23 protein-coding genes are annotated in these 23,249 nt (G+C 73.6%); 11 read left to right on the plus strand and 12 right to left on the minus strand.

Going from position 1 to position 23,249, the window contains the following annotated elements:
• Positions 1-46: 46 nt before the first annotated feature.
• The gene (gene uppS, locus GSY65_RS28465) at positions 47-1,834 is read left to right on the plus strand and encodes a polyprenyl diphosphate synthase (protein ID WP_159773988.1); all 1,788 of its coding nucleotides are present in this window, start codon (positions 47-49) and stop codon (positions 1,832-1,834) included.
• A 107-nt stretch (positions 1,835-1,941) separates the two neighbouring features.
• Here the strand turns inward: uppS and GSY65_RS28470 are convergent, their stop codons facing one another.
• Together GSY65_RS28470 and GSY65_RS28475 are read right to left on the minus strand one after the other, a co-directional pair.
• On the minus strand, positions 1,942-2,841 hold the full coding sequence (locus GSY65_RS28470) for an NAD(+)/NADH kinase (RefSeq protein ID WP_159773990.1): 900 nt from the start codon (positions 2,839-2,841) through the stop codon (positions 1,942-1,944).
• Positions 2,838-3,953, minus strand: a complete 1,116-nt coding sequence (locus GSY65_RS28475; RefSeq protein WP_159773992.1) for an SPFH domain-containing protein — start codon at positions 3,951-3,953, stop codon at positions 2,838-2,840. Before GSY65_RS28475 ends, GSY65_RS28470 begins: the two co-directional genes overlap by 4 nt.
• Before the next feature lie 147 nt (positions 3,954-4,100).
• On the opposite strand from GSY65_RS28475, the gene GSY65_RS28480 reads away from it, so the two are divergent.
• Both GSY65_RS28480 and argF read left to right on the plus strand, forming a co-directional pair.
• Positions 4,101-5,324: an arginine deiminase gene (locus tag GSY65_RS28480; protein ID WP_201452695.1), complete on the plus strand. Its 1,224-nt coding sequence runs from the start codon at positions 4,101-4,103 to the stop codon at positions 5,322-5,324.
• Between the two features lie 121 nt (positions 5,325-5,445).
• Positions 5,446-6,453 carry an ornithine carbamoyltransferase gene (gene argF / locus GSY65_RS28485; RefSeq protein ID WP_159773996.1) on the plus strand — a complete coding sequence of 336 codons (1,008 nt, stop codon included), beginning with the start codon at positions 5,446-5,448 and terminating at the stop codon, positions 6,451-6,453.
• 74 nt (positions 6,454-6,527) lie between these two features.
• On the opposite strand, the gene GSY65_RS28490 is transcribed toward argF, so the two are convergent.
• Positions 6,528-6,998 carry an ATP-binding protein gene (locus GSY65_RS28490; protein WP_159773998.1) on the minus strand — a complete coding sequence of 157 codons (471 nt, stop codon included), beginning with the start codon at positions 6,996-6,998 and terminating at the stop codon, positions 6,528-6,530.
• A gap of 406 nt (positions 6,999-7,404) precedes the next feature.
• On the opposite strand from GSY65_RS28490, the gene GSY65_RS28495 reads away from it, so the two are divergent.
• Together GSY65_RS28495 and GSY65_RS28500 are read left to right on the plus strand one after the other, a co-directional pair.
• Positions 7,405-8,232 carry an enoyl-CoA hydratase family protein gene (locus GSY65_RS28495; protein WP_159774000.1) on the plus strand — a complete coding sequence of 276 codons (828 nt, stop codon included), beginning with the start codon at positions 7,405-7,407 and terminating at the stop codon, positions 8,230-8,232.
• Positions 8,233-10,677 carry a bifunctional salicylyl-CoA 5-hydroxylase/oxidoreductase gene (locus tag GSY65_RS28500; protein ID WP_159774002.1) on the plus strand — a complete coding sequence of 815 codons (2,445 nt, stop codon included), beginning with the start codon at positions 8,233-8,235 and terminating at the stop codon, positions 10,675-10,677.
• A gap of 101 nt (positions 10,678-10,778) precedes the next feature.
• On the opposite strand, the gene GSY65_RS28505 is transcribed toward GSY65_RS28500, so the two are convergent.
• Both GSY65_RS28505 and GSY65_RS28510 read right to left on the minus strand, forming a co-directional pair.
• Positions 10,779-11,597: a PaaX family transcriptional regulator gene (locus GSY65_RS28505; RefSeq protein WP_159774004.1), complete on the minus strand. Its 819-nt coding sequence runs from the start codon at positions 11,595-11,597 to the stop codon at positions 10,779-10,781.
• 15 nt (positions 11,598-11,612) lie between these two features.
• Positions 11,613-13,211 (minus strand): AMP-binding protein, encoded by a 1,599-nt coding sequence (locus GSY65_RS28510; protein ID WP_159774006.1) that lies wholly within the window; start codon positions 13,209-13,211, stop codon positions 11,613-11,615.
• A 177-nt stretch (positions 13,212-13,388) separates the two neighbouring features.
• Here GSY65_RS28510 and GSY65_RS28515 point away from each other — a divergent pair, with 177 nt between their 5' ends.
• Positions 13,389-14,528: an acyl-CoA dehydrogenase family protein gene (locus tag GSY65_RS28515; protein ID WP_159774008.1), complete on the plus strand. Its 1,140-nt coding sequence runs from the start codon at positions 13,389-13,391 to the stop codon at positions 14,526-14,528.
• On the plus strand, positions 14,525-14,923 hold the full coding sequence (locus GSY65_RS28520; protein WP_159774010.1) for a RidA family protein: 399 nt from the start codon (positions 14,525-14,527) through the stop codon (positions 14,921-14,923). The genes GSY65_RS28515 and GSY65_RS28520 overlap by 4 nt, the downstream gene beginning before the upstream one ends.
• An 86-nt stretch (positions 14,924-15,009) precedes the next feature.
• Here the strand turns inward: GSY65_RS28520 and GSY65_RS28525 are convergent, their stop codons facing one another.
• Positions 15,010-15,198: a DUF5999 family protein gene (locus GSY65_RS28525; protein WP_055539473.1), complete on the minus strand. Its 189-nt coding sequence runs from the start codon at positions 15,196-15,198 to the stop codon at positions 15,010-15,012.
• Positions 15,199-15,452: 254 nt separating this feature from the next.
• On the opposite strand from GSY65_RS28525, the gene GSY65_RS28530 reads away from it, so the two are divergent.
• Positions 15,453-15,890, plus strand: a complete 438-nt coding sequence (locus tag GSY65_RS28530; RefSeq protein ID WP_159774012.1) for a DUF6299 family protein — start codon at positions 15,453-15,455, stop codon at positions 15,888-15,890.
• Positions 15,891-15,985: 95 nt separating this feature from the next.
• On the opposite strand, the gene GSY65_RS28535 is transcribed toward GSY65_RS28530, so the two are convergent.
• The 4 genes from GSY65_RS28535 to GSY65_RS28550 all read right to left on the minus strand — a co-directional run bounded on the left by GSY65_RS28535 (position 15,986) and on the right by GSY65_RS28550 (position 19,475).
• Positions 15,986-16,795, minus strand: coding sequence for a carbonic anhydrase (locus GSY65_RS28535; RefSeq protein WP_159774014.1), 810 nt, complete (start codon positions 16,793-16,795; stop codon positions 15,986-15,988).
• A 204-nt stretch (positions 16,796-16,999) separates the two neighbouring features.
• Positions 17,000-17,686, minus strand: coding sequence for a class F sortase (locus GSY65_RS28540; RefSeq protein WP_159774016.1), 687 nt, complete (start codon positions 17,684-17,686; stop codon positions 17,000-17,002).
• A 135-nt stretch (positions 17,687-17,821) separates the two neighbouring features.
• On the minus strand, positions 17,822-18,676 hold the full coding sequence (locus GSY65_RS28545) for a hypothetical protein (protein WP_159774018.1): 855 nt from the start codon (positions 18,674-18,676) through the stop codon (positions 17,822-17,824).
• A 217-nt stretch (positions 18,677-18,893) separates the two neighbouring features.
• Positions 18,894-19,475 (minus strand): DUF4396 domain-containing protein, encoded by a 582-nt coding sequence (locus GSY65_RS28550; RefSeq protein WP_159774020.1) that lies wholly within the window; start codon positions 19,473-19,475, stop codon positions 18,894-18,896.
• Between the two features lie 200 nt (positions 19,476-19,675).
• On the opposite strand from GSY65_RS28550, the gene GSY65_RS28555 reads away from it, so the two are divergent.
• The gene (locus tag GSY65_RS28555; protein ID WP_159774022.1) at positions 19,676-20,383 is read left to right on the plus strand and encodes a DUF5134 domain-containing protein; all 708 of its coding nucleotides are present in this window, start codon (positions 19,676-19,678) and stop codon (positions 20,381-20,383) included.
• Between the two features lie 81 nt (positions 20,384-20,464).
• On the opposite strand, the gene GSY65_RS28560 is transcribed toward GSY65_RS28555, so the two are convergent.
• Positions 20,465-21,376: a M56 family metallopeptidase gene (locus tag GSY65_RS28560; protein WP_159774024.1), complete on the minus strand. Its 912-nt coding sequence runs from the start codon at positions 21,374-21,376 to the stop codon at positions 20,465-20,467.
• Entirely contained in the window at positions 21,373-21,741 is a 369-nt protein-coding gene (locus tag GSY65_RS28565) for a BlaI/MecI/CopY family transcriptional regulator (RefSeq protein WP_159774026.1), read from the minus strand. Before GSY65_RS28565 ends, GSY65_RS28560 begins: the two co-directional genes overlap by 4 nt.
• A gap of 165 nt (positions 21,742-21,906) precedes the next feature.
• On the opposite strand from GSY65_RS28565, the gene GSY65_RS28570 reads away from it, so the two are divergent.
• Positions 21,907-22,401, plus strand: coding sequence for a DUF6153 family protein (locus GSY65_RS28570; RefSeq protein WP_236580100.1), 495 nt, complete (start codon positions 21,907-21,909; stop codon positions 22,399-22,401).
• Between the two features lie 114 nt (positions 22,402-22,515).
• Positions 22,516-23,160 (plus strand): DUF305 domain-containing protein, encoded by a 645-nt coding sequence (locus GSY65_RS28575; RefSeq protein WP_159774028.1) that lies wholly within the window; start codon positions 22,516-22,518, stop codon positions 23,158-23,160.
• Positions 23,161-23,249 lie beyond the last annotated feature (89 nt).

Consider the following 23,249-nt stretch of genomic DNA (forward strand, 5'->3'; position numbering starts at 1 on the left):
CCGAGTCGGTCCCATCGGTTCCATTCGAAGGTATGCGGGGTAACCCATGCGTCGCAGCGCAACGCGGTCCGGGCGAGAGCGATCGGCACTCGACGCCGCCTACGACGAGTGCCGCCGCCTGGTCCGCACGACGCGGCCCACCGAGTACGCCCTGATGGGGCTGATGCCCCCGGCGGCCCGGCCCGCCTGCTGGGCCCTGTACGCGGCGTTCGCCCACGCCGACGACCTGCTCGACGCCACCGACGGCACCCTGGAGGAACGCGCCGCCCGGCTCCATGAGTGGCGGGAGGCGCTGCGGGCCGACCTCGCCGGCGGCACCAGCGACGACCCGATCCGGCTCGCGCTGACCGATGCGGTGTGGCACTGGGGACTCGAACTGGGCGACCTGCTGGGCGCGCTGGAGGCGGTCCAGCGGGACGGCGACCGGCAGTCCGTCGCCACCTGGCAGGAGTGGCGGGAACGGGCCCACGCCCAGAACATCAGCTGGCCCGAGCAGTTCATGCGGCTGCTGGTGCGGTGCGGCCTGCCCGTGCCGGTACGGCTGCGGGACGTGCCCGGCTTCACCCGTTTCGTGGAGGGGCTGTTCCTCGCGGACATGCTCCGCGACCTGCCCGAGGACCTGGACGGGGGGCACGTCTGGTTCCCCACCGAGGTGCTCGACCGGTTCCAGGTCACCCCGGCCGATCTGATCGCCCGTCGGTGGACCCCCGCCGTCCGGCGGCTCATCGCCCACCTCACGGGGGAGGCCCGCGCCTGGCTGGAGGGTGCCCGCCGGGTCCTGCGCGGCAGTCTGCCGCTGGGGCCGGCGATCGTCCTGGACACCACCGTCGACCTGTTCACGGCGGAGCTGGACGCGATCATAGGCGCGGGCCCCGCCGCGCTGCGCCGGCCGGTACGCGTCCCCCGGCACAAGCAGTGGCGTGTCCTCGGGCCGGCCCGCGCCCGCGCCGCCGCGATCTGGCGGCTGACCCTCCCGCCCACCACGGCCACCCCCGGTGGCCGCCCGGTTCCGGGCGCCGAGGCCGACACCGCCCCCGGCACGCCCGAGTGGCAGCCGGTGCCGCTCGCCGAGCCGCCCCTGCCGCCGCGCCCGCACGCCGAGGGCGTGCGCCCGCCCGGGATCGCCCCCGCCCAGCTCCCGAACCACGTGGCCATCGTCATGGACGGCAACGGCCGCTGGGCCACCGGCCTCGGTCTGCCCCGCGACGAGGGGCACCGCGCCGGTGCGGTCGCCCTGCGCGATGTCGTCCAGGGCGCCCTGGAGGTCGGCCTGCGCCATCTGACGGTGTACGCGTTCTCCACGGAGAACTGGAAGCGCTCACCCGACGAGGTCTCCAAGCTGTTCGCCATCATGCGCGCCGAACTCCTCGACGGCGAACTGCTCCAGCACGACGTACGCCTGCGCTGGATCGGCTCCCCCGACGGTCTCCCGGACGACGTCGTCGACGTCCTGCGCTCCCAGGAGCGCGCCACCCGCCACCGCACGGGCCTGACCCTCAACATCTGCGTGAACTACGGCGGCCGGGCGGAGCTGACCCGCGCGGGCGCGGCGCTCGCCCGCGCCGCCCTCGCGGGAGACATCGACCCCTCCCGCGTCACCGAGCAGCAGTTCGCCGCGTACCTCCCGCACCACGCGATGCCCGACGTGGACCTGCTGTGGCGCACCAGCGGCGAACTCCGCATCTCCAACTTCCTGCCCTGGCACGCGCACTACGCCGAACTCCACTTCACCGACACCCCCTGGCCGGAGGTCGACCGCCGGGACCTCTGGCAGGCGTTGGAGACCTACACCCGGAGAAAGCGCCGCAAGGGAGCGGCGACCGAGACGGCGTAGCGGACCGGGAGCAGGCGAGAGGCCGGGGCGGGGCCCCTTACGGACGGGCCGGGGCGGGGCCCCTAACGGACGGGCCGGGCCGGGGCAGCGGGGGCGAGGCGAGGTCCTCATCCCAGGAGCCGCAACCGCACGTCCGCCACCCCCACCTCCACCGTCTGCCCCCACGTCAGCTCCAGCGCGTCCCCCTCCATCCCGTCCCCGAACACGATCAACCGGTCCGACTCCACGGTCATCCGCAACCGCGCCCCCGCCCCCAGCGCCCCCGCCACCAGCGACGTACCGGTCACCGGCGACGGCCACGCCTCCCGCACGAACCACAGCAGCCGCGCCTCGCCCGGCCCCGGCAGTTCCAGCCGGCTCGCCCGCTCCTGCCACACCGACCGGATCCACCCGGTCGCCCCCGTACCCGTCCCCACCAGCACCCCCGACGAGGCCTGGGACTCGACGGCACCCCTGTCGCCGTCGAGTCCCAGGCGGTACCGCGCGGTCTGGTGCCCCGCCGCGCCCAGATAGACCTCGTTGAGCGCCACCAGCCGCTGCGTGTCGTCGGCGACGGCCTCCACCATGGTCAGCTCGTCCACCGCCGCTGCCCGCGCCACCGCCGAGGCGAGCAGCTTCGCCACGTCCCCGGCCCCGTGCCGTACCAGCACCCCCGGGTTCCGCCGGGGGTCGGCGTCGACCCCGAGCACCGGCTGCCCCGCGAGGTACTTCGCGACATTGGCCACCAGCCCGTCCTGCCCGACGACGACCACGACGTCCTCGGGAGCGAACAGGAACCGGTCCAGGTCCGCGCGTTCCACGCGGGCCTGACGCCAGGTCAGCGGCACCGAGGACGTGACCTCGGCCAGCGCCCGCCGCTCCTGGCGGTGCCGCTCGGCGACCTCCTCGATGTCCCGCCCCCGTGACCTCAGGAAGAAGGCGGCCTGGCCGTGCGTGCCGTGCCGGGCCACCAGCTCCTCGTACTCGGTGGTGCGGTGGACCAGCACCACCCGTGGTGCGAGACTCACGCGCTCTCCCCGGGACCGCCCGCCCCGCCCAGCTTCGCCAGCAGCCCGGTCAGCACGTCCGGCGAGACGGTCAGGTTCTCGATGCGCGGCAGGTTCTCCGCGAGCCGTGTCCCGGTCAGCGCGTGCAGCGTCGCCGCGTCCACCTCGCCGTGCACCCGCAGCCACGCCGACTGCGCCTCCGCACGCGCCGCGCCGACGGCCCGCGCCGCCGCGGCCTCCGCCTCGGCGAGCTTGACCTGCCGGGCCGCCTCCGCCTCGGCGAGCCGGACGTTCCGCGTGGCCTCGGCCTCGGCGAGCTGCACGGTGCGCGTGGCCTCGGCCTCGGTGAGCCGCAGCGTCCGGGCCGCCTCCGCGCCCGCCCTCACGGCGTCCGCGGCGGCCTTCTCCTCGGCCTCGCGGCGCGCGTTCGTCCCCCGCTGTTCCACCAGCTGCTCCTCGCGGCGGGCGAGTTCGATCTGGCTGGCCAGCTCGTTCTCCGCGATGGCCCGTTCCCGCTCGACGGCCACGGCGCGGCGTTCGTAGGTCGCCCGGTCCGCCTCCTGCTGGATCTGCTCCCGCGCGGGCGTCCGCAACGCTCGCTCCACTTCCGGCTCGGGTCGCAGCGCCACCACACGCACGGCCACGATCTCGATGCCGGTGGCCGGCAGCCGCGGCTCGGCCGCCAGGCCGCTCGCCACCCGCTCCCGTACCGCCGCGACCCCGTCGACCAGCGCGGACGACAGCGACGTACGGGCGAGGACGTCCAGGGCGTGCTGCTGCGCCGTCTCCGTCAGCAGGGTCGACAGCTGCTCCAGGGGAGCGCCCCGCCAGGCACCCGTGTCGGGGTCGATGGAGAAGTCGAGCCGTGCGGCGGCGGTCGCCGGGTCGCTGACCCGGTAGGTCACCGTCGCCTGCACCGCCACGTCCTGGAAGTCGGACGTCCGGGCGTGGAAGGTCATCGCCAGTTCGCGGTCGTCGACGGGGACCTCGGACAGCGCGGCGGTCAGCGACCGGTACCAGAAGCTCAGCCCCGGGCCGTCGTGCACGAGTCGTCCGGAGCGGTGGTGACGGATGTGCGCGGTGGGCGCTCCGCGCAGGTGCCGCCAGCCGAACCGTCTGGTGATGTCGGCCATGAAAGATCCCCCTCGTCGTCCCCGCACACTCGTTCGCGTCAGGTGGACGATAATGGCTCCGCCCGCTTATCGTCAAGGAGACGAGATCGGAGAATCGTTTCGGCCGACCTGTGGGTGAACGCGCGCCCGAATGGTCAGGATGGAGGCATGGGATTCCATGTCGACTCCGAGGCCGGGCGGCTGCGCCGCGTCATCCTGCACCGGCCCGATCTAGAGCTCAAACGGCTCACCCCCAGCAACAAGGACCAACTCCTCTTCGACGACGTGCTGTGGGTGCGCCGGGCGCGCGCGGAGCACGACGGCTTCGCGGACGTGCTGCGCGACCGGGGAGTCGCCGTCCACCTCTTCGGCGACCTGCTGACGGACGTCATGCGCGTCCCCGAGGCCCGTGAACTCGTCCTCGACCGGGTCTTCGACGAGAAGGAGTACGGCCCGCTCGCCACGGACCATCTCCGGGCCGCCTTCGAGTCCCTGCCCCTCGGTGAACTGGTCGAGGCGCTGGTCGGCGGGATGACCAAGCGGGAGTTCCTCGACGCGCACATGGAGCCGACGAGCGTCCGCTTCCACGTCATGGAGCTGGACGACTTCCTCATCGAACCGCTCCCCAACCACCTCTTCACCCGTGACACCTCCGCCTGGATCTACGACGGGGTCTCCATCAACGCCATGCGCTGGCCGGCCCGTCAGCGCGAGACCGTCCACTTCGAGGCGATCTACCGGCACCACCCCCTCTTCCGTGGCGAGGCGTTCCACGTCTGGTCCGAGGGCCAGGCCGACTACCCCTCCACCATCGAGGGGGGCGACGTCCTCGTCATCGGCAACGGCGCCGTCCTCATCGGCATGAGCGAGCGGACCACGCCCCAGGCCGTCGAGATGCTCGCCCACAAACTGTTCGCCGCCGGCTCCGCGCGGACCATCGTCGCGCTGGACATGCCGAAGCGCCGGGCCTTCATGCACCTCGACACGGTCATGACCATGGTCGACGGCGACACCTTCACCCAGTACGCCGGGCTCGGCATGCTCCGCTCCTACACCATCGAGCCCGGCGTCGGCGAGAAGGAGCTGAAGGTCACCGACCACCCGCCGGAGCACATGCACCGCGCGATCGCCGCCGCCCTGGGGCTGAACGAGATCCGGGTGCTCACCGCCACCCAGGACGTGCACGCCGCCGAGCGCGAGCAGTGGGACGACGGGTGCAACGTCCTGGCCGTGGAGCCGGGGGTCGTGGTGGCCTACGAGCGGAACGTGACCACCAACACGCATCTGCGCAAGCGGGGCATCGAGGTGATCGAGATCCCCGGGAGCGAGCTGGGGCGGGGCAGGGGCGGGCCGCGCTGCATGAGCTGCCCGGTGGAGAGGGCGCCCGTGTGAGCGACCGGCTGGGCGGCCGGCGTGGACGCGACCCATGGCCCTGTATAGAAATGTGGAACATCGTATAGACTTCCATCCGTTCCGCAGTCCACCTGCCCCCGACCGACCCTGGAGCGTCCCCATGGCGACCGCCCTCCCCGCCCTCGCCGGGCGCCACTTCCTCAAGGAGCTGGACTTCACCGCCGAGGAGTTCCGCGGGCTGATCGAGCTGGCGGTGGAGCTGAAGGCGGCGAAGAAGGCGGGGACGGAGACCCGGAGCCTGACGGGCAGGAACATCGCGCTGATCTTCGAGAAGACCTCGACGCGCACCCGCTGCGCCTTCGAGGTCGCCGCCGCCGACCAGGGCGCCTCGACCACCTACCTCGACCCCTCCGGCTCACAGATGGGGCACAAGGAGTCCGTCCGGGACACCGCCCGCGTGCTCGGCCGGATGTTCGACGCGATCGAGTACCGCGGGGACAGCCAGGCCAACGTCGAGGAACTCGCCGCGTATGCCGGGGTGCCCGTCTACAACGGCCTCACCGACGACTGGCACCCCACGCAGATGCTCGCCGACGTGATGACCATGACCGAGCACAGTGACAAGCCGCTGGCCGGCATCGCCTTCGCCTACCTCGGGGACGCCCGCTTCAACATGGGCAACTCCTACCTGGTCACCGGCGCGCTGCTCGGCATGGACTTCCGTGTCGTCGCCCCCCGCTCCTACTGGCCCGCCGGGGAGGTCGTCGCCCGCGCCCGCAAGCTCGCCGAGATCAGCGGGGCGCGGATCACGCTCACCGAGCAGGTCGACGAGGGGGTGCGCGGCGCCGACTTCGTGGCCACCGACGTCTGGGTGTCGATGGGCGAGCCGAAGTCGGTCTGGGACGAGCGGATCGCCGCGCTCTCCCCGTACGCCGTGACCATGGACGTGCTGCGCGCCACCGGCAACCCCGACGTCAAGTTCCTCCACTGCCTGCCGGCCTTCCACGATCTGGGCACGAAGGTCGGCCGGGAGATCCACGAGAGCCATGGCCTGGACTCGCTGGAGGTGACCGACGAGGTCTTCGAGTCCGACCACTCGGTCGTCTTCGACGAGGCGGAGAACCGCCTCCACACGATCAAGGCGGTCCTGGTGGCCACCCTGGCCTGAGCCCGGCCCGGCGCAGGCCCCGGCCCCCTGCCCCGGCCTCGCCGTACCCCTGCTGGAACCGCTGGGTGTGTCGTCTAGTGGAGCCCCGGCCGCTGCTGGTGCGGCGCCGACGGGAGGCGGAACCAGACCGCCTTGCCCGAGTGCGTGGGGCGGTGGCCGCACGCCGAGCTGAGGGCCCGGATCAGCAGCAGGCCCCGGCCGTGTTCCTGCCAGGGGTCCGGCTCGTCGTACCCGGGTGCCGTGAGGTCGCCCGGCGGCGCCGGGTCCGGGTCGTGCACCTCGACCGTGCAGCCGGTCGGCAGCAGTTCGACGACCAGCTCTATCGGGCCGTCCCCCGCCGCGTGCTCCACCGCGTTCGCCACCAGCTCCGCCGTGAGCAGCTCCGCCGTGTCGCAGTCCGTCCCGTGCTCCAGGTCGGTCAGAGCCGTCCGGACCAGCGCACGCGCCACGGGCACGGCCGCGGCCGTCTGCGGCAGCGCGACGCGCCAGGAAGAGGGGGTGGAGGGCTCGTGCAAGGTGGCGGGTCCGTTCATGGAGCAGGTCATGGCTCGTCCTGCTTTCAGCGTGAGGAATGGTACGGCGCGTCCCTTCGCGGTCTTTCGCCGGGCACCGTGCGGGACCTTCGGCCCCGCTGCCGGGCGGTTTACCCCTACCGACGCCCCGCCGCGCACGGCGGAGCCCGCCGTTACGTGCTTGTCGAACGTCCGTGACCGAGTCACCGGCCCGCCGGACCGGTCGCCCCGCCCGTCACGGCTCCTTGCGTCGCCCGCCCACCCACGGCTCCCGGCTCCTTGCGTCGCCCGCCCACCCGCGGCCCCTTCGGCTGCCCACCCCACCGCCACCCCTTCGCCTATCGCGCACTCGTGACGACGGTCAGATAACGGTGATAGCTTCGTAGGAGCAGGTAAGCAGCCGCAGCGTCGCGGTAGCCCCCCGAGGAGGCCGCCCGTCATGAGTCCCTTCACCGGCTCCGCCGCCCGCACCTCCGACTGGCGACATCTGCGGTGCTCGCTCGCCGACGGCGTCGCCACGGTCACCCTCGCCCGCCCCGACAAGCTCAACGCGCTCACCTTCGGTGCCTACGCCGACCTGCGCGACCTGCTCGCCGAGCTGTCCCGGGAACGGTCCGTGCGCGCCCTGGTGCTGGCCGGCGAGGGCCGCGGCTTCTGCTCGGGCGGCGACGTCGACGAGATCATCGGCGCCACCCTCGGCATGGACACCGCCCAGCTCCTCGACTTCAACCGCATGACCGGGCAGGTCGTCCGGGCCGTCCGCGAATGCCCGTTCCCGGTGATCGCCGCCGTGCACGGGGTGGCGGCCGGCGCCGGCGCGGTCCTCGCCCTGGCCGCCGACTTCCGGGTCGCGGACCCCACCGCCCGCTTCGCCTTCCTCTTCACCCGCGTCGGCCTGTCCGGCGGCGACATGGGTGCCGCCTACCTCCTGCCGCGCGTCGTCGGCCTCGGTCACGCCACCCGCCTGCTGATGCTCGGCGACCCCGTCCACGCCGACGAGGCCGAACGCATCGGCCTCGTCAGCCGGCTCACCGGCGCGGGCGAGGCCGACGAGGCCGCCATCGCCCTGGCCCGCCGCCTCGCCGAGGGCCCCGCCCTCGCGCACGCCCAGACCAAGGCCCTGCTCACCGCCGAGCTGGACATGCCGCTCGCCGCGGCCGTCGAACTGGACGCCGCCACCCAGGCCCTGCTGATGAACGGCGAGGACTACGCCGAGTTCCACGCGGCGTTCACCCAGAAGCGCCCACCGACATGGCGAGGCCGCTGAATGCCCGCCGACCGGACGGCGCGGCCACGGGCACGGGACACCGCCGACCCGCCTGCCCGCCCCGCGGCGCGACCGGCCCCCGCCCACCCGCGGGCGCCCGCGCACCGCGGCCACCCCCACCGCATCGCGGTCATCGGCGGCGGACCGGGCGGCCTCTACGCCGCCGCCCTCCTCAAACGCCTCGACCCCACCCGCGACATCACCGTCTGGGAACGCAACGCCCCCGACGACACCTTCGGCTTCGGCGTGGTCCTCTCCGACGAGACCCTCGGCGGCATCGAACACGCCGACCCGGTGGTGTACGAGGCGCTGCGCGCGGACCTCGTGCGCTGGGACGACATCGACGTCGTCCACCGGGGCACCCGCCACACCTCCGGGGGTCACGGCTTCGCCGCCCTCGGCCGCCGCAGACTCCTGCAGATCCTCCAGGACCGCTGCCGCGCCCTCGGCGTCCGCCTCCGCTTCGGCACGGAAGCGCCCTACCCGGACTGGCTCCGCCAGACGAACGACCTGGTCATCGCGGCCGACGGTGTGCACAGTGCGACACGCGAGGCGTACGCGGCGGTGTTCCGGCCGGCCATCGAGACCCACCGCTGCCGCTACATCTGGCTGGCCGCCGACTTCGCCTTCGAGGCGTTCCGCTTCGAGATCCTGGAGACGGAACACGGCTTCATGCAGCTGCACGGCTACCCCTACTCCCGCCCGTCGCCCGACCGCCACCCCTCGACGCGGACCCCGGGGGCGCGGAACCGGCCCGACGCCTCCACCGTCATCGTCGAGATGCGCGAGGAGGTCTGGCGGGCCGCCGGCTTCGGGGAACGGGACACCGCCGAGTCCGTGGAACGCTGCGCGAAGCTGTTCTCGGACGCGCTCGGCGGACGCCCGCTGCGCTCCAACAACTCCACCTGGACGACGTTCCGCACGGTCGTCAACGAACGCTGGTCCCACGGCAACCTGGTCCTCCTCGGCGACGCCGCGCACACCGCGCACTTCTCGATCGGCTCCGGCACGAAGCTGGCCGTCGAGGACGCCCTGGCGCTGGCCGCCTGCCTGGAGGAACAGCCCGACCTCGACCGGGCGCTGGCCGCCTACGAGGAGGAGCGGCGCCCCGTCGTCGCCTCGACGCAGCGTGCCGCGCGGGCCAGCCTGGAATGGTTCGAGAACATCGGCCTGTACCGGCGTCAGCCGCCCCGCCAGTTCGCGTTCAACCTGCTCACCCGCAGCCGCCGCGTCACCCACGACAACCTCCGGCTGCGCGACGCGCACTTCACGAGCGCCGTCGAACGGGAGTTCGGCTGCCCGCCGGGCACGCCCCCGATGTTCACGCCCTTCCGGCTGCGCGGTCTGACCCTGCGCAACCGGGTCGTCGTGTCCCCCATGGACATGTACTCGGCCACCGACGGCGTCCCCGGCGACTTCCACCTCGTCCACCTGGGCGCACGGGCGCTCGGCGGCGCCGGGCTCGTGATGACCGAGATGGTGTGCGTGAGCCCCGAGGGGCGCATCACCCCCGGCTGCGCCGGACTGTGGAACGCCCGCCAGGCCGAGGCGTGGCGCCGCGTCGTCACCTTCGTGCACGACCGGGCACCCGGCACGGCCATCGGCGTCCAGCTAGGCCACTCCGGGCGCAAGGGCTCCACCAAACGCATGTGGGAGGGCATCGACGAGCCGCTGGAGGACGGCAACTGGCCCCTCGTCGCCGCCTCCCCGCTCCCGCACACCCCGGCGAGCCCCACCCCGCGCGCACTCTCCCGCGCCCAACTCACCGACATACGAGAGCAGTTCACCGCTGCGGCCGGCCGCGCCGCCCGCAGCGGCTTCGACCTCCTCGAACTGCACTGCGCGCACGGCTATCTGCTCTCCGGTTTCCTCTCCCCGCTGACGAACCGCCGCACCGACCGGTACGGCGGCCCACTCGACCGCCGGCTGCGCTACCCCCTCGAAGTGTTCGACGCGGTGCGAGCCGTCTGGCCGGAGGAACGGCCGATGACGGTCCGGATCTCCGCCACGGACTGGGCGCGGGGCGGCACGACCGCCGACGAGGCCGTGGAGATCGCCCGCGCCTTCGCCGCGCACGGGGCGGACGCCGTCGACGTCTCCACCGGGCAGGTCGTGGCCGACGAGCGCCCCGCGTACGGCCGCTCGTACCAGACGCCGTACGCGGACCGGATCCGTCACGAGGCGCGGATTCCCGTGATCGCCGTGGGCGCGATCTCGTCCTGGGACGACGTCAACTCCCTGATCCTCGCCGGCCGTACCGACCTCTGCGCCCTCGGCCGCCCCCACCTCTACGACCCGCACTGGACCCTCCACGCCGCGGCTGAACAGGGCTACGAGGGCTCGGCCGTGACCTGGCCCGACCCCTACCGGGCGGGAAGCCGCCGCCCGAACACGGGCCGGACCGACGCCCCCAGACCGCGGCTCACCCTGGGCGGCGCCCCCTGACCCCGGCGGTCGCACGGGGCCCGGTCGCACCAGGCCCGCCGACTCCCCGGCCGTCCGCCGCACGCCGGTGTGGCGGACGCTGCGCGACCGGGCCCCGGGTTCTACGCCCCGAGACCCGCGAACTCCGCCCCCGCGTCCCGCAGCCGTTCGTGCAGGGCCCGGAAGACCGCCGCCGACCGCACCCCCGGCCAGTCGGCCGGCAGCAGCGCGGCCGGCAGTCCCGGGTCGACGTACGGCAGATGGCGCCAGGAGTCCAGGACCAGCAGGTAGTCGCGGTACGCCGCCTCCGGCGGGGTGTCGGTGCGGTGCTTCCAGTCGTGCAGCACGGGCGCGTGCCGGTCGAGGAACGCCTCGTGCTGCTTGGCGATCCCGGCCAGGTCCCACCACCGCGCCACCGCCTCGGCGGTCGCCGCGAACCCCAGGTGCTCGCCCCGGAACAGCTCCACGTACGGGTCGAGCCGCAGCCGGACGAGGGTGTGCCGGGTCTCCTCGTACAGCCGGGCGGGCGCGATCCACACGCCCGGCGCGGCCGTGCCGAAGCCGAGGCCGGCGAGCCGGGAGCGCAGCACGTGCCGCTTCTGCCGCTCGGACTCCGGCACCGAGAACACGGCGAGCACCCAGCCCTCGTCCTGTTCGGGAGCCGTCGCGTAGATCCGCCGGTCGCCGTCCTCCAGGAGCTGCCGCGCGTCGTCCGACAGCGCGTACCCGGCGGCGCCCGCCGCGGTCCGGGCGGGCAGCAGCAGGCCGCGGCGTTTCAGCCGGGACACCGAGGAACGGACGGAGGGCGCGTCGACACCCACCGCGGCGAGCAGCCGGATCAGCTCGGAGACGGGCACGGGACCCGGCACCGAACGGCCGTACGCGCCGTAGAAGGTGACGATGAGCGAACGTGGAGCGTGCTGTTCGGACACGTTGATCATTTTAGGTCTTCGGTATCAGTGCTGGTCACCAGCGGTGCGCAGACGGAACCGCTGGAGTTTTCCGGTCGCCGTGCGCGGCAGGGCGTCCAGGAACACGATCTCGCGCGGACACTTGTAGGGTGCCAGCTCGGTCCTGACGAACGCGCGCAGCGCCTCGCCGTCCCGCTCGGCCCCCGCCGCGACGACCACGTACGCGACGGCGACCTGCCCGCGCGCCTCGTCGGGCCGTCCCACGACCGCCGCCTCCAGCACCTGCGGATGGCGCAGCAGGGCGTCCTCGACCTCCGGTCCCGCGATGTTGTACCCGGCGGAGACGATCATGTCGTCCGCGCGCGCGACATAGCGGAAGTACCCGTCCGGCTGACGGACATAGGTGTCGCCGGTGACGTTCCAGCCGCCGCGCACGTACTCCCGCTGCCGTTCGTCGGCGAGGTAACGGCACCCCACGGGCCCGCGCACCGCGAGCAGCCCCTGCTCCCCGTCCGGCACCGGCACCCCGTCGGCGTCCTGCACGCGCGCGTGCCACCCCGGTACGGGAACCCCGGTGGTGCCGGGCCGTACGGCGTCGTCGGCGGCGGAGATGAAGATGTGCAGCAGCTCGGTCGCACCGATGCCGTTGATGATCCGCAGCCCGGTCCGCTCGTGCCAGGCCCGCCAGGTGGCCGCCGGGAGGTTCTCACCCGCCGACACGCACCGCCGCAGCGCCGACAGGTCGTGCCCGTCCAGGTCGCCGAGCATCGCCCGGTACGCCGTCGGCGCGGTGAACAGCACCGACACCCGGTGCTCCGCGAGCGCCGGCAGCAGCTGTCTCGGGCCCGCCTGTTCGAGCAGCAGGGAGCTGGCCCCCGCCCGCATCGGGAACACGACGAGCCCGCCGAGGCCGAAGGTGAAGCCGAGCGGGGGAGACCCGGCGAACAGGTCGTCGGCCCGGGGCCGCAGGACGTGCCGGGAGAAGGTGTCCGCCACGGCCAGGACGTCCCGGTGGAAGTGCACGCATCCCTTGGGCCGCCCGGTCGTACCGGAGGTGAAGGCGATCAGCGCCACGTCCTCGGCCGCCGTGCCGACCGCCGCGAACGGCCCGTCCGGCGCGGGCAGCCGGAGCAGGTCCCGCGGCCCGTCCCCGCCGTACGTCGTGATCCTCAGCCCGGGTACCTCGGCCTTCACCAGGTCGTCCACGGAGCGGACGTCGCACAGCGCGTGCGTGACCCGCGCCAGCTCACAGACCCTCACCAGCTCGTACGGCCGCTGCTGTGCGAGCACCGTCACCGCGATCGCCCCCGCCTTGAGCACCGCCAGCCAGCAGGCGGCCAGCCAGGGCGTGGTGGGCCCGCGCAGCAGGACCCGGTTCCCCGGGACGACCCCGAGTGCGGTGGTCAGGAGATGGGCGACCCGGTCGACGCGGGCGGAGAGCTCCCCGTACGTCCAGGTCTCCCCGGCGGGCGTGCGGAAGACGGGGCGGCCGGGGTCGGTGCCACCGAGCAGTTCGGCGGCGGCGTTGAGCCGGTCGGGATAGCGCAGCTCGGGAAGGTCGAACACCAGATCGGGCCACTGGTCCGGGGGCGGCAGGCGGTCGCGGGCGAAGGTGTCGACATGGGCGGTGACCCTGGACTTCATGACGTTCGCCCCCTGCTCGGTCCCTGCGGCGGTGGACGCGCACGCGGTGGTGGACCCGCATGCGGTGGGTGGACTCGCACGTCGTGACGGGCTCGCACCTGGAGCGTATCGCCTTGGTGACGGCAGTCAACAGATCGCGATAACCTGAAGCGGCCCGATGGGGGAGAGGGGACGGCAATGACCGCATTCTCGCTCGAACCGGAGCAACTCGCCCGGTGCGCCGACCTGCGCGCCCTGGCCGCCGACCGGCTGCGCCCCCTCGCCGGGAAGGGCGAACCCGGCCGCGTCAACCGCCCCCTCGTCGCCGAACTCGGCCGACTGGGCCTGCTGCGCCGCCTGTTCACCTCCGGCGCCCTCGACCTCTGCCTGATGCGCGAGTCCCTGGCCTACGCCTGCACCGAGGCCGAGACCGCGCTCGCCCTCCAGGGGCTGGGCGCCCACCCCGTCCACGCCCACGGCACCGACACCCAGCGCGCCCGCTGGCTCCCCCGGGTCAGTGACGGCGACGCGGTCGCGGCCTTCGCGCTCAGCGAGCCCGGCGCCGGTTCGGACGCGGCGGCGCTGGAGCTGAGGGCCGAGCCCGACGGCCCCGGCCGCTGGCGGCTCACCGGAGAGAAGTGCTGGATCTCCAACGCCCCCGAGGCCGACCTCTACACCGTCTTCGCCCGCACCACCCCCGCCGCGGGCGCCCGCGGCGTCACCGCCTTCCTGCTCCCCGCCGACCGTCCCGGCCTCACCGGTACCCCGCTCGACATGCTGTCCCCGCACCCCATCGGCGCCCTCGCCCTCGACGCCGTCCCGGTCACCGCGGACGACGTCCTCGGCACGCCCGACCGGGGCTTCCGCGTCGCCATGGGCACCCTCAACCTGTTCCGCCCCAGCGTCGGCGCCTTCGCGGTCGGCATGGCCCAGGCGGCCCTCGACGCCACCCTCACCCACACCGCCCGGCGCGAGGCGTTCGGCGGGAAGCTGCGCGACCTGCAGACCGTCGCCCACCAGGTCGCCGAGATGGCGCTGCGCACGGAGGCCGCCCGGCTCATGGTCTACGCGGCGGCCACGGCGTACGACTCCGGCGCCCCGGACGTCCCCGGCCGAGCGGCGATGGCGAAGCTGCTGGCCACGGAGACCGCCCAGTACGTCGTCGACGCGGCCGTCCAACTGCACGGCGCCCGCGCGCTGCGCCGCGGCCACCTCCTCGAACACCTCTACCGGGAGGTGCGGGCGCCACGGATCTACGAAGGAGCGAGCGAGGTGCAACGGGCCGTCATCGCGAAGGAGTTGTACGCACGGACCGCGGAACGGGAGCCGTCGTCATGAGCGTCGAACGGGTGAACCCGGCCCAGCTGCCGCCGCCCACCGGTTTCTCGCACGCGGTGGTGGCCACGGGGGGCCGGGTGGTCTTCCTGGCGGGCCAGACCGCGCTCGACGTGGACGGCAAGGTCGTGGGGGAGACGCTGGTCGAGCAGTTCGAGCGGGCGCTCGGCAATCTGCTGACCGCACTGGAGGCCGCCGGCGGCACACCGGCCGACCTGGCCCGCGTCACCGTCTACGCCACGGACGTGGCCGACTACCGCGCCCATGTGTCGCGGCTCGGCCAGGTGTGGCGGCGGCTGGCGGGCCGGGACTATCCCGCCATGGCCGTCGTCGGTGTCGTCCGGCTCTGGGACGAACGGGCCCTGGTCGAACTGGACGGCTTCGCGGTCCTGCCGTAGCCCGCGGCGCGCCGGGCGGTCACGACCGGGCCGGTCCCCGGTGGCCCAGTGACCGAGTGACCGAGTGACCGAGTGACCCGGCGGTCTCAGGCGGCGACGGTGAGCCGGCTCGGGGCGACGACACGGCCGTCGGGCAGGATCTCACCGGTGTCGTCGAAGACGATCGCCCCGTTGCACAGCAGGTTCCAGCCCTGCTCGGGGTGGAAGGCCACGATGTGCGCGGCGTCGGCGTTCGTGCTGTCGGCGGCGGGGCACAGGGGCTGGTGTGAACACATGGCGCACCTCCACGTCATCGTGAGTGCCGGCGGTGAGTCACCGCCTCGCGGCACTGACGATGCCCGCCCGCGGAACGCGGCGACAAGGCGTCGCGGCGAGACGTGACAACACCCGGACGTCCTGTGACACGACGCGGACACAGCCCGGGGTGTACGGGGGACGGCGGATGCGACGCGCCGACCCAGGGGTGATGATCGCCATCGCCGCACGGTGTGGCCGGTACCTCTGTAGGCCCCGTTCAAGGAGGTCATCCATGCTCGCTCCCCACGTGCGCCGGGTGCTCGGCACGGCCGCCGGTGCCGCGCTGCTGATGTGCGCCGCCACACCGTCCGCCGGTGCCGCGGCCGAACCGTCGGAGACGGTGACGGTCGACGCCACCGGGAAGGTCGCCCCCGACGGCACCCTCACCCTGTCCGGTACCTACCGCTGCCTCGGCGGCAGCGGGCCCGTCTTCGTCTCGTCGTCGCTGCGGCAGGGCGACAGCCGGGTCCGCACGGGCGTCGGTGGCTCCACGGCGGTCTGCGACGGCGCCGACCACAGATGGACCCACACCGACAGGGCCGAGCCGGGCCGCTTCAAGCCGGGGCCGGCCCGGGTGGAGGCCACCGTCATGGAACTGTCCGTCGGGTCACTGCCGCTGCCCCGTTTCCACGCCGTCCGCCAGCAGGACGTCACCCTCGTCGAGGGCTGAGCCCCAGGACGCCCAGGACACCGAAGGCGAAGGGCACCGGCGGACTGCCGCCGGTGCCCTTCGGTCCGCCCCCGCTCCGTCCGTCCCGCGGCGGACTACTTCAGCAGGTGCACCCGCTGGGTGGTCAGGTCGTAGCGGGCGCCGACGACGGCCACCTCGCCCGTCCTCACCTTCGCGGCGAGGTCGGGCTCGGCCGCCAGCTTCGAGCGGACCAGCCGGACGTTCGCGTCGACGGTCGCCGCCACACGGGCGTCGCCCTCCACGTGGTGGTCGATCGCCGGGCGGATCTGGTCGGCCACGTACTGGATGTGGGCCGGCAGTTCCTCACCGGTGCTGTCCGCCCGGACGGCCGCCTTCACGGCACCGCAGGACTGGTGGCCGAGCACCATCACCAGCGGGATGTCCAGTTCGAGCACGCCGTAGGCGACGCTGCCGAGCACCGCCTCGTCGAGTACCTCGCCCGCGCTGCGCACGGTCATGAGATCGCCGAGCCCTTGGTCGAAGACCAGCTCCGGGGGCACGCGGGAGTCGATGCAGCCGAGGATGAGCGCGAAGGGGTGCTGACCGGTCGTCAGGGCCCTGCGGGTGGTGGCGTCCTGGTCGGGGTGCTGCTGGTGGAAGGTCCGCCACCGGCGGTTGCCCTTCGACAGTTCCCGCAGCGCCTTCTCGGGAGTGTCCGGCCGGGTGGGGGCGGCGGCCGGGGTGGAGCGTGTGGTGCGGGAGCCGGGTTCCGCCTCGGCGGGGAAGGCGCCGACCGCGAGTCCGCTGCCGAGGACGGCGGTGCCCGCGAGCGCGGCACGCAGCAGCGACCGGCGCCCGCGGGGCCGCGGGAGGGATATCGGGCCGTCGGCGGAACCTGACGCCTCGGCGTCGTCGCCCCTGTGAGGTGCTTGGTCAGAGTTCACGCGCAGGAACGTACGTCCGGGCGCACGTCTGAACGTTCGCCTTGCGGAATCATGGCCGAGCGTTGATCAGCCATGGTCGGCCGTTGAACCGTTCTTGGCCGACTGCGGGAGAGGTCTTGGACAGTCCGTCATCCGTCGTTCGCCCGGCGGGGGGAGCGCTCCCAGCGGCGCGGCGGCCCTGTCGCGGGCCGGGAGGCGCCGGGCTCAGGTGAGGTGCCCGAAGACCACCAGGTTGTCGGTGTAGTCCTTGGCCGAGCGGTCGTAGTCGCCGGCGCAGGTGATCAGCCGGACCTCGGGGCGGTTCGCGTCCGCGTACACGCGCTCGTCCGGGAAGGCGTTCTTCGCGAACGTCTCCACGTCGTCGACCACGAAGTTCGCCTTGCGCCCGTCGGCCCGTACGACATCGAAGACGTCGCCCTTGGTGAGGGTGTCGAGTCGCGCGAAGACGGCCGGGGAGGTGGCCGTGTCGACGTGTCCGGCGATGATGGCCGTGCCCGTCTCGCCCGGGGTGACGCCGCCGGAGTGCCAGCCCACCAGGTTGACGTCGTCGGGGGGCGGCGCCTCCAGCTGCCCCGTGGCGCCGATGCCCAACGGGGTGAAGGGGGCGTCGACGGAGATCTTCGGGATGTGCAGCCGCACCGGTCGCGAGCGGGGGAGGGGGCGGCTCGGACCTCGGGAGGAGGGGGAGGGCGCCGTCGCGGAGGGGGGCGCCGAGGCATGCGGGGCGTGCCGGGCGTCCGATGGCGCGGAGGCGTCGGAGCCCTCGCGGCCGAACAGGATCACGGAGACGATCAGCAGGCCCAGGGCGACCAGCATGGTCACGTTCGGGCGGTTCCCGCGGCGGGTCGGTCCGGGACCGGTGCCGCCGGGGTGGGAGGGATGGGCTGCCATTGGACACCACCTCACAAGGCACGGCAGCGGAACGGGAAGGGCGGGGGGAGCGGAATCCGGGCGGCCGGGCCGTCACACGATGCACGGTGTGACGGCCGCGGCCGCTATCGGGCCGGATATGTCGCCAGGCATGGATCAGGCCGCGCTTCCGCCGGCGTTCTTGCGGCGGAGGGCGTACACGCCGGTGCCCGCGACCGCGAGGACCGCCAGCCCGCCGGCGGTCATGGCCGGTGAGGCGAGCGCGCCGCCGCCGGTGTGCATCCCGCCACGCGGCTTGTCGTGCTCACCCTTCCAGCCGCCCTTGTCGTGGTCGCCCTTCCAGGACTCCTTGTCACTGTCCTCCTTCCACGACTCCTTGCCCTGGTCGCCGCTCTCCTCCTTCTGCTTGTCCTCCGCGCCCCAGGACTTCTCCTCCTTGCCCTCGGAGGTCCACTCGTCGTTCTGGGCCGCGGTCAGGGCGCCGCCGCCGGTGTGAACGCCGCCGCGGGGGCCGTCGTGGTGGCCGTCCTTCTCGCCCCAGGACTTCTCTTCCTTGCCCTCGGGGGTCCACTCGTCGTTCTGGGCCGCGGTCAGGGCGCCGCCGCCGGTGTGAACGCCGCCGCGGGGGCCGTCGTGGTGGCCGTCCTTCTCGCCCCAGGACTTCTCTTCCTTGCCCTCGGGGGTCCACTCGTCGTTCTGGGCCGCGGTCAGGGCGCCGCCGCCGGTGTGAACGCCGCCGCGGGGGCCGTCGTGGTGGCCGTCCTTCTCGCCCCAGGACTTCTCTTCCTTGCCCTCGGAGGTCCACTCGTCGTTCTGGGCCGCGGTCAGGGCGCCGCCGCCGGTGTGAACGCCGCCGCGGGGGCCGTCGTGGTGGCCGTCCTTGTGGTGCTCCTTGCTGTACCCCTGGTCCTCGCGGTCCCACTCGTCCCCGCCGGCGTAGGCGCCGGGGGCGGTGATGGCGAGGACGGCCGTGGCCGCCGCTGTCGCGAAAAGCATGCGGGCTGAACGCATTTGATGGTCCTTCCGCCAGGACCGGGCAGCTGGTGCTTCGTCAGCTGAAGAGACCCGGCCTTGACGTGATCAACCGTCAGTCGGATTTCCGCTCGCCACCACTCAAGGCGCTCAGCCGGGTGAACCCGGCCGTCCGCTCCCCTGCTCGACCACCCGTTCGGCTCCGGACGCACCCCCTCGGGCCGCCGGGGCGGCGGCCCGGGGGGCGGAGGAGGTGTCAGTGGTAGGCGTGGACGACGGCGTGTCCCTTGCCGCGGCCGATCATCCACTTGTTGACCGGCGTGGTGATCAGGAAGGCGACCGCGAACCCGCCGAGGAGCGCCGACCAGAACAGCCCGTCGGAGAGGTGCGCGTCCATGGCTCCCGGTGTCAGGGCGATGATCGCGTTGTCGACCAGTTCCATCACAGCGATGGAGACGGTGTCGGCGGCCAGCGCCACCTTGATCGCGCTGCGCAGGTCGAGGCCGGCGCGCCGTACGGCGAACAGGGTGAAGGAGTACCCGAACACAAACGCGAGGGCGATGGCCAGCACCATCGTCGGCGCGTTGCCCCACCGCAGGGCCGTGCCGACGGCCATCCCGAGGATCTCGCCGATGGCGCACCCGGTCAGGCAGTGCAGCGTCGCCTTCGCCGCCATGCCCCAGGAGGCCCCGCCGTGCCCGCCGTGCCCGCCGTGGCCGTCGTGGCCGTCGTGGCCGTCGTGCGGCGCCGGGTGGCCGGAGTGCCCTTCGTGTCCTCCGGGTGCGGCGTGCGCGGCGTGGTCGTGTGCGCCGACGTCGTGGTGAGTGCTGTGGTCCATGGCCGGTCATTCCCATCCTCGTCCGTGGTGGTCCGTCCTCGACACCCGGCACTCTATACCCCTGGGGGGTATATGGCCAGAGGGTGTGGGTGTCCGTTTCGCGGTCTTTCGTCGCGTGGTGCCGCGTGCCCCGCCGAGTCGGACCGCGGCCCCTTGCGTACTAAGGAGATACGTAGTGATCGACGAGCGGCGGTGGCGATGTGACGGGACACCTTCTCGGCTGGACGCTGGTGGTACTGGGAGCGGGGGCGGCCCTCGGGAGCCTCGTCCGGATGGCGTCGGCCGACGGCTGGGCCCGGTTCGAGGCGGGAGCCGAGGCCGCCATGGGCGCGGGCATGGCCGTGATGGCGGCACCCCCGACGGCACTCCACTACGGCACGTACGGCCTGTGGTGGGCGGCGGTCTTCGCCGCGCTCTGCGTCGGGGGCGTGGCCCTTGCCGTACGGCACGTCATACGGGGCGGGATGCGGCAGTTGGGGCACGGCACGCATCTCGTGATCGGCAGCGCCGCCATGGTGCTCATGACCCTGGCCGTGCCCGGTGAGAACTCCGGACCGGCCCTTGCCCTGGGCCCTTCCGGACACGGGCACGGGCACGGTGCGACGGCCGGCATGCGGGGCGTGGGCGGCGGCCACGGGGTGATCGAGGCCGCCGCGTCCTCGGGCTCCGCCGTTCTGTGGCGCGCCGCCTTCTGGGTGCTGGCCGCCTACTTCGTGGTCTTCGTGGCCCTGGCCGTACGGGCCCGTCTGCGAGGCCCGGTCACGGCGCCCGCGGCGCCCGCGACGAGGGCCCGTGACCGCCGGGCCGCCCGTACCCCCGCTCTGCTCTCGGCGCCGAACGCCCGTCTGGCCGGTCACGTCGGCATGGGCGGCTCGATGGCGACGATGCTGCTGATGATGACGGCGTGATGACGACGACGGCGCCGCACGGGCGCAGGTCGCTGCCCGGCCCGCACGAGGCCTTCGTGCGGTCGGGTGACCGGGCTCGGGTCAGGTGAGGCCGGGTGGGCAGAAGGCGAGCAGGGGCAGCAGCGGTGCCGTCACCGCCAGGGCGGCCAGGGCGGGGGACAGGGCCCGGTGGGGAGCCCGGGGCGGCCCGAGCACGCGCCGCATCCGGATCAGCACCGCCCGGCCGCCCGCCCCGAACGCGCCCCGCGGGGCCCGTGCCGCCGCCATCTCGTACATCGCGGTCGCCAGGGCCTCACGGGAGTGACCGTGCAGGGCGCGGTCGTCGGCGACCATCTCCAGCAGCAGCGCCGTCTGCTCCCGGACGTGGCGGGCCACGGGCAGCCGGCGGAAGACGGAGTGGAACGCCTCCGCGGCGGCCAGCACCAGATGGTGACGGCCCGCGACGTGGGCCTGCTCGTGCTCCAGCACGGCGCCGAGCTGTTCGGGCGTCAGCCCGCGCACGGCCCCGTCGCTGACCACGATCCTGGGCGAGCGGCCCGGCAGACAGTAGGCGGCGGGCACGGCGTACGGCAGGACGACGGCACCCAGCCGGGCCGACCGGCGCCCCACCAGATCCACCGCCCGCCGGTGCCGCGCCCGTGCCCGACGGGCCCGTACGGCATGGAAGGCGACGCTCCCCGCGAGGGCGAGCCCGAGCGCGGCGGGCAGGGCCACGGCGACCCGGGCGGCGGTCCGCGGAGCGGTACCGCTGCCGAGGACGGCGAGCCCGCAGGAGTGCGGCAGACCCGGCAGTCCCGCGTGCGGATGGCCGGCGGGCATGACCAGGTGATACGCGGTCAGCGCGACCCCCAGCGAGAACGACAGGGCCAGCGCGTGCCAGACCGCGAGGGCCGCGGCGGGCGCCCGGTGCGGCCAGTGGGCCCGCGCCAGCAGCGGCGGGGCGACGAACCCCACCAGGGCCGTGTGGGCGACCAGGGCGGGCGTCGCGTTCACGGCTTCGCCTGTCGTCCCACGGTCCGCAGGGCCTTGCGCAGGGCGGCCACCTCTTCCTCGGTCATGTTCTCCACGAAGTGGACCAGCGCGGCCGGGCGGTCCTTGCTCGCGCCCAGACCGTCCTCCATCAGCGCGGCGGCGTACGCCTCGCGGCTGCGGACGGGTGAGTAGAGCCACGCTCGGCCCTGCTTGCCGCGCAGCAACCAGCCCTTGTTGTAGAGGATGTTGGTGACCGTCATCACCGTCGTGTACGCGACGGGCCGGGTCCGGTTGATGTCGTCGACGACCTCGCGCACCGTCGCGGGGCGGTTCCACGTCCAGAGGCGATCCATGATCTCTGCTTCCAGTTCCCCCAGCCGGCGCATGACCTGACTCCCTCGCCCCACCCGACGTGCACCACCATTACGTAAGTCCATAGTAGGTTAGTAGAACTGGTGGGCCGTCCACGGGCCACCGACACCGGGCCCGCCTCGCCGGTGCCCCCGACCCGCGCCCGGCGCACCCCGACCCACCCGACAGGCAAGGGACCCATGAACCGTGCCCACGACGGGGCCGTGACCGGCCTCGGAGCGCCGCACCGCCGGCCGCGCCCGCCCCTGCGGGCCCGGGGCCTGATGGTGTGCGCCCTGCTGCTGGGCCTGCTCGGCATGCACGGTCTCGGACCGGTCCCCGCACTCCACGCCGCCGCCGGGCACGACCGCATGACGACGAGCGGGGCGCGGGGCGACAGTGGCGAGAGCGCGGCGAGCGCGGTGCACACGGGCGGCGCGGAGGTGCCCGTTCGGGTGTCGATGCCGGGGGCGTGCGGTCACGACACCGACGGCGGTGCGGGACACACGCACCACGCGGACCCGACGTGTGCGTCGGCGTCCGTCGGTCAGGCCCCGGCCGTGGTGCCGGTGCTGGTGCCCGACGTGGTGACGTGGGCCGAACGGGCGCCCGTGCGGGCGTCGATGAGGGCCTCCGGTCCCGAAGGCGGCCGCGCGCCACCCTCCCTCGCCGCACTCCAACTCCTGCGGATCTAGAGAAGCCCGCACGCCGCCGCGCGCCGAGAGGGCCGCGACGCCGTGCACCGGACACCTCTCCCTCCGGACCATCCGGCTTCCCCACCCGAACCACGTGAACGCAGGAGTACCACCATGACCGCATCCCGCGGATTCCTCCGCCGTGCCGCCCTCACCGTCACCGCCGGTGCCGCCGCCCTCGTCCTGACCGCGTGCGGCGACGACGACGGCGACCGCCACGACATGGGCTCGACGGCCTCCGAGTCCGGCTCGCCCCAGGCCGGCTCGTCCGGCGGGGCCGAGGCGGGCGGCCACAACAAGGCGGACGTCGGCTTCGCCGAGGAGATGATCCAGCACCACCGCCAGGCCGTGGACATGGCCGAACTCGCCGCCGGCCGCGCCGCCTCACAGCAGGTCAAGGACCTCGCCACCAAGATCAAGGGCGCTCAGGACCCGGAGATCGAGACGATGTCCGGCTGGCTCACCACCTGGGGGGAGAAGGTCCCCGAGGACATGGCCGGCATGGGGCACGACATGGCGTCCGGCATGCCCGGCATGATGAGCGCCGAGGACATGGCCGCCCTGGAGAAGGCTTCCGGCGCCGCCTTCGACGAGAAGTTCCTGACGCTGATGGTCGAACACCACGAAGGTGCCGTGGAGATGGCCGAGACCGAGAAGGCCGAGGGGAGGTACGGCCCCGCGATCGACCTCGCCGAGGACGTCATCACGGCCCAGACCGACGAGATCGAGCAGATGGAGAAGATGCTCGACGAGGGCTGACGTCCGGCGGACGCCGCCGGGGGTGACCGCCGCCGTCCGCCGCTCACCGTCGCCGCCTGTCGCCGGCGGTCACGCCCCCGCAATGCCGC

The organism is Streptomyces sp. HM190 (genome assembly GCF_009857135.1).
GTDB lineage: Bacteria > Actinomycetota > Actinomycetes > Streptomycetales > Streptomycetaceae > Streptomyces > Streptomyces heilongjiangensis.

Coding starts and splice junctions, on each gene's coding strand:
- GSY65_RS28495 (WP_159774000.1), top strand. CDS start 7,405: ATGAGTCCCTTCACCGGCTCCGCCGCCCGCACCTCCGACTGGCGACAT.
- GSY65_RS28545 (WP_159774018.1), bottom strand. CDS start 18,676: ATGCGTTCAGCCCGCATGCTTTTCGCGACAGCGGCGGCCACGGCCGTC.
- GSY65_RS28500 (WP_159774002.1), top strand. CDS start 8,233: ATGCCCGCCGACCGGACGGCGCGGCCACGGGCACGGGACACCGCCGAC.
- GSY65_RS28575 (WP_159774028.1), top strand. CDS start 22,516: ATGACCGCATCCCGCGGATTCCTCCGCCGTGCCGCCCTCACCGTCACC.
- GSY65_RS28510 (WP_159774006.1), bottom strand. CDS start 13,211: ATGAAGTCCAGGGTCACCGCCCATGTCGACACCTTCGCCCGCGACCGC.
- GSY65_RS28505 (WP_159774004.1), bottom strand. CDS start 11,597: ATGATCAACGTGTCCGAACAGCACGCTCCACGTTCGCTCATCGTCACC.
- GSY65_RS28480 (WP_201452695.1), top strand. CDS start 4,101: ATGGGATTCCATGTCGACTCCGAGGCCGGGCGGCTGCGCCGCGTCATC.
- GSY65_RS28515 (WP_159774008.1), top strand. CDS start 13,389: ATGACCGCATTCTCGCTCGAACCGGAGCAACTCGCCCGGTGCGCCGAC.
- GSY65_RS28565 (WP_159774026.1), bottom strand. CDS start 21,741: ATGCGCCGGCTGGGGGAACTGGAAGCAGAGATCATGGATCGCCTCTGG.
- GSY65_RS28550 (WP_159774020.1), bottom strand. CDS start 19,475: ATGGACCACAGCACTCACCACGACGTCGGCGCACACGACCACGCCGCG.
- argF (WP_159773996.1), top strand. CDS start 5,446: ATGGCGACCGCCCTCCCCGCCCTCGCCGGGCGCCACTTCCTCAAGGAG.
- GSY65_RS28520 (WP_159774010.1), top strand. CDS start 14,525: ATGAGCGTCGAACGGGTGAACCCGGCCCAGCTGCCGCCGCCCACCGGT.
- GSY65_RS28490 (WP_159773998.1), bottom strand. CDS start 6,998: ATGACCTGCTCCATGAACGGACCCGCCACCTTGCACGAGCCCTCCACC.
- GSY65_RS28525 (WP_055539473.1), bottom strand. CDS start 15,198: ATGTGTTCACACCAGCCCCTGTGCCCCGCCGCCGACAGCACGAACGCC.
- GSY65_RS28530 (WP_159774012.1), top strand. CDS start 15,453: ATGCTCGCTCCCCACGTGCGCCGGGTGCTCGGCACGGCCGCCGGTGCC.
- uppS (WP_159773988.1), top strand. CDS start 47: ATGCGTCGCAGCGCAACGCGGTCCGGGCGAGAGCGATCGGCACTCGAC.
- GSY65_RS28570 (WP_236580100.1), top strand. CDS start 21,907: ATGAACCGTGCCCACGACGGGGCCGTGACCGGCCTCGGAGCGCCGCAC.
- GSY65_RS28475 (WP_159773992.1), bottom strand. CDS start 3,953: ATGGCCGACATCACCAGACGGTTCGGCTGGCGGCACCTGCGCGGAGCG.
- GSY65_RS28540 (WP_159774016.1), bottom strand. CDS start 17,686: ATGGCAGCCCATCCCTCCCACCCCGGCGGCACCGGTCCCGGACCGACC.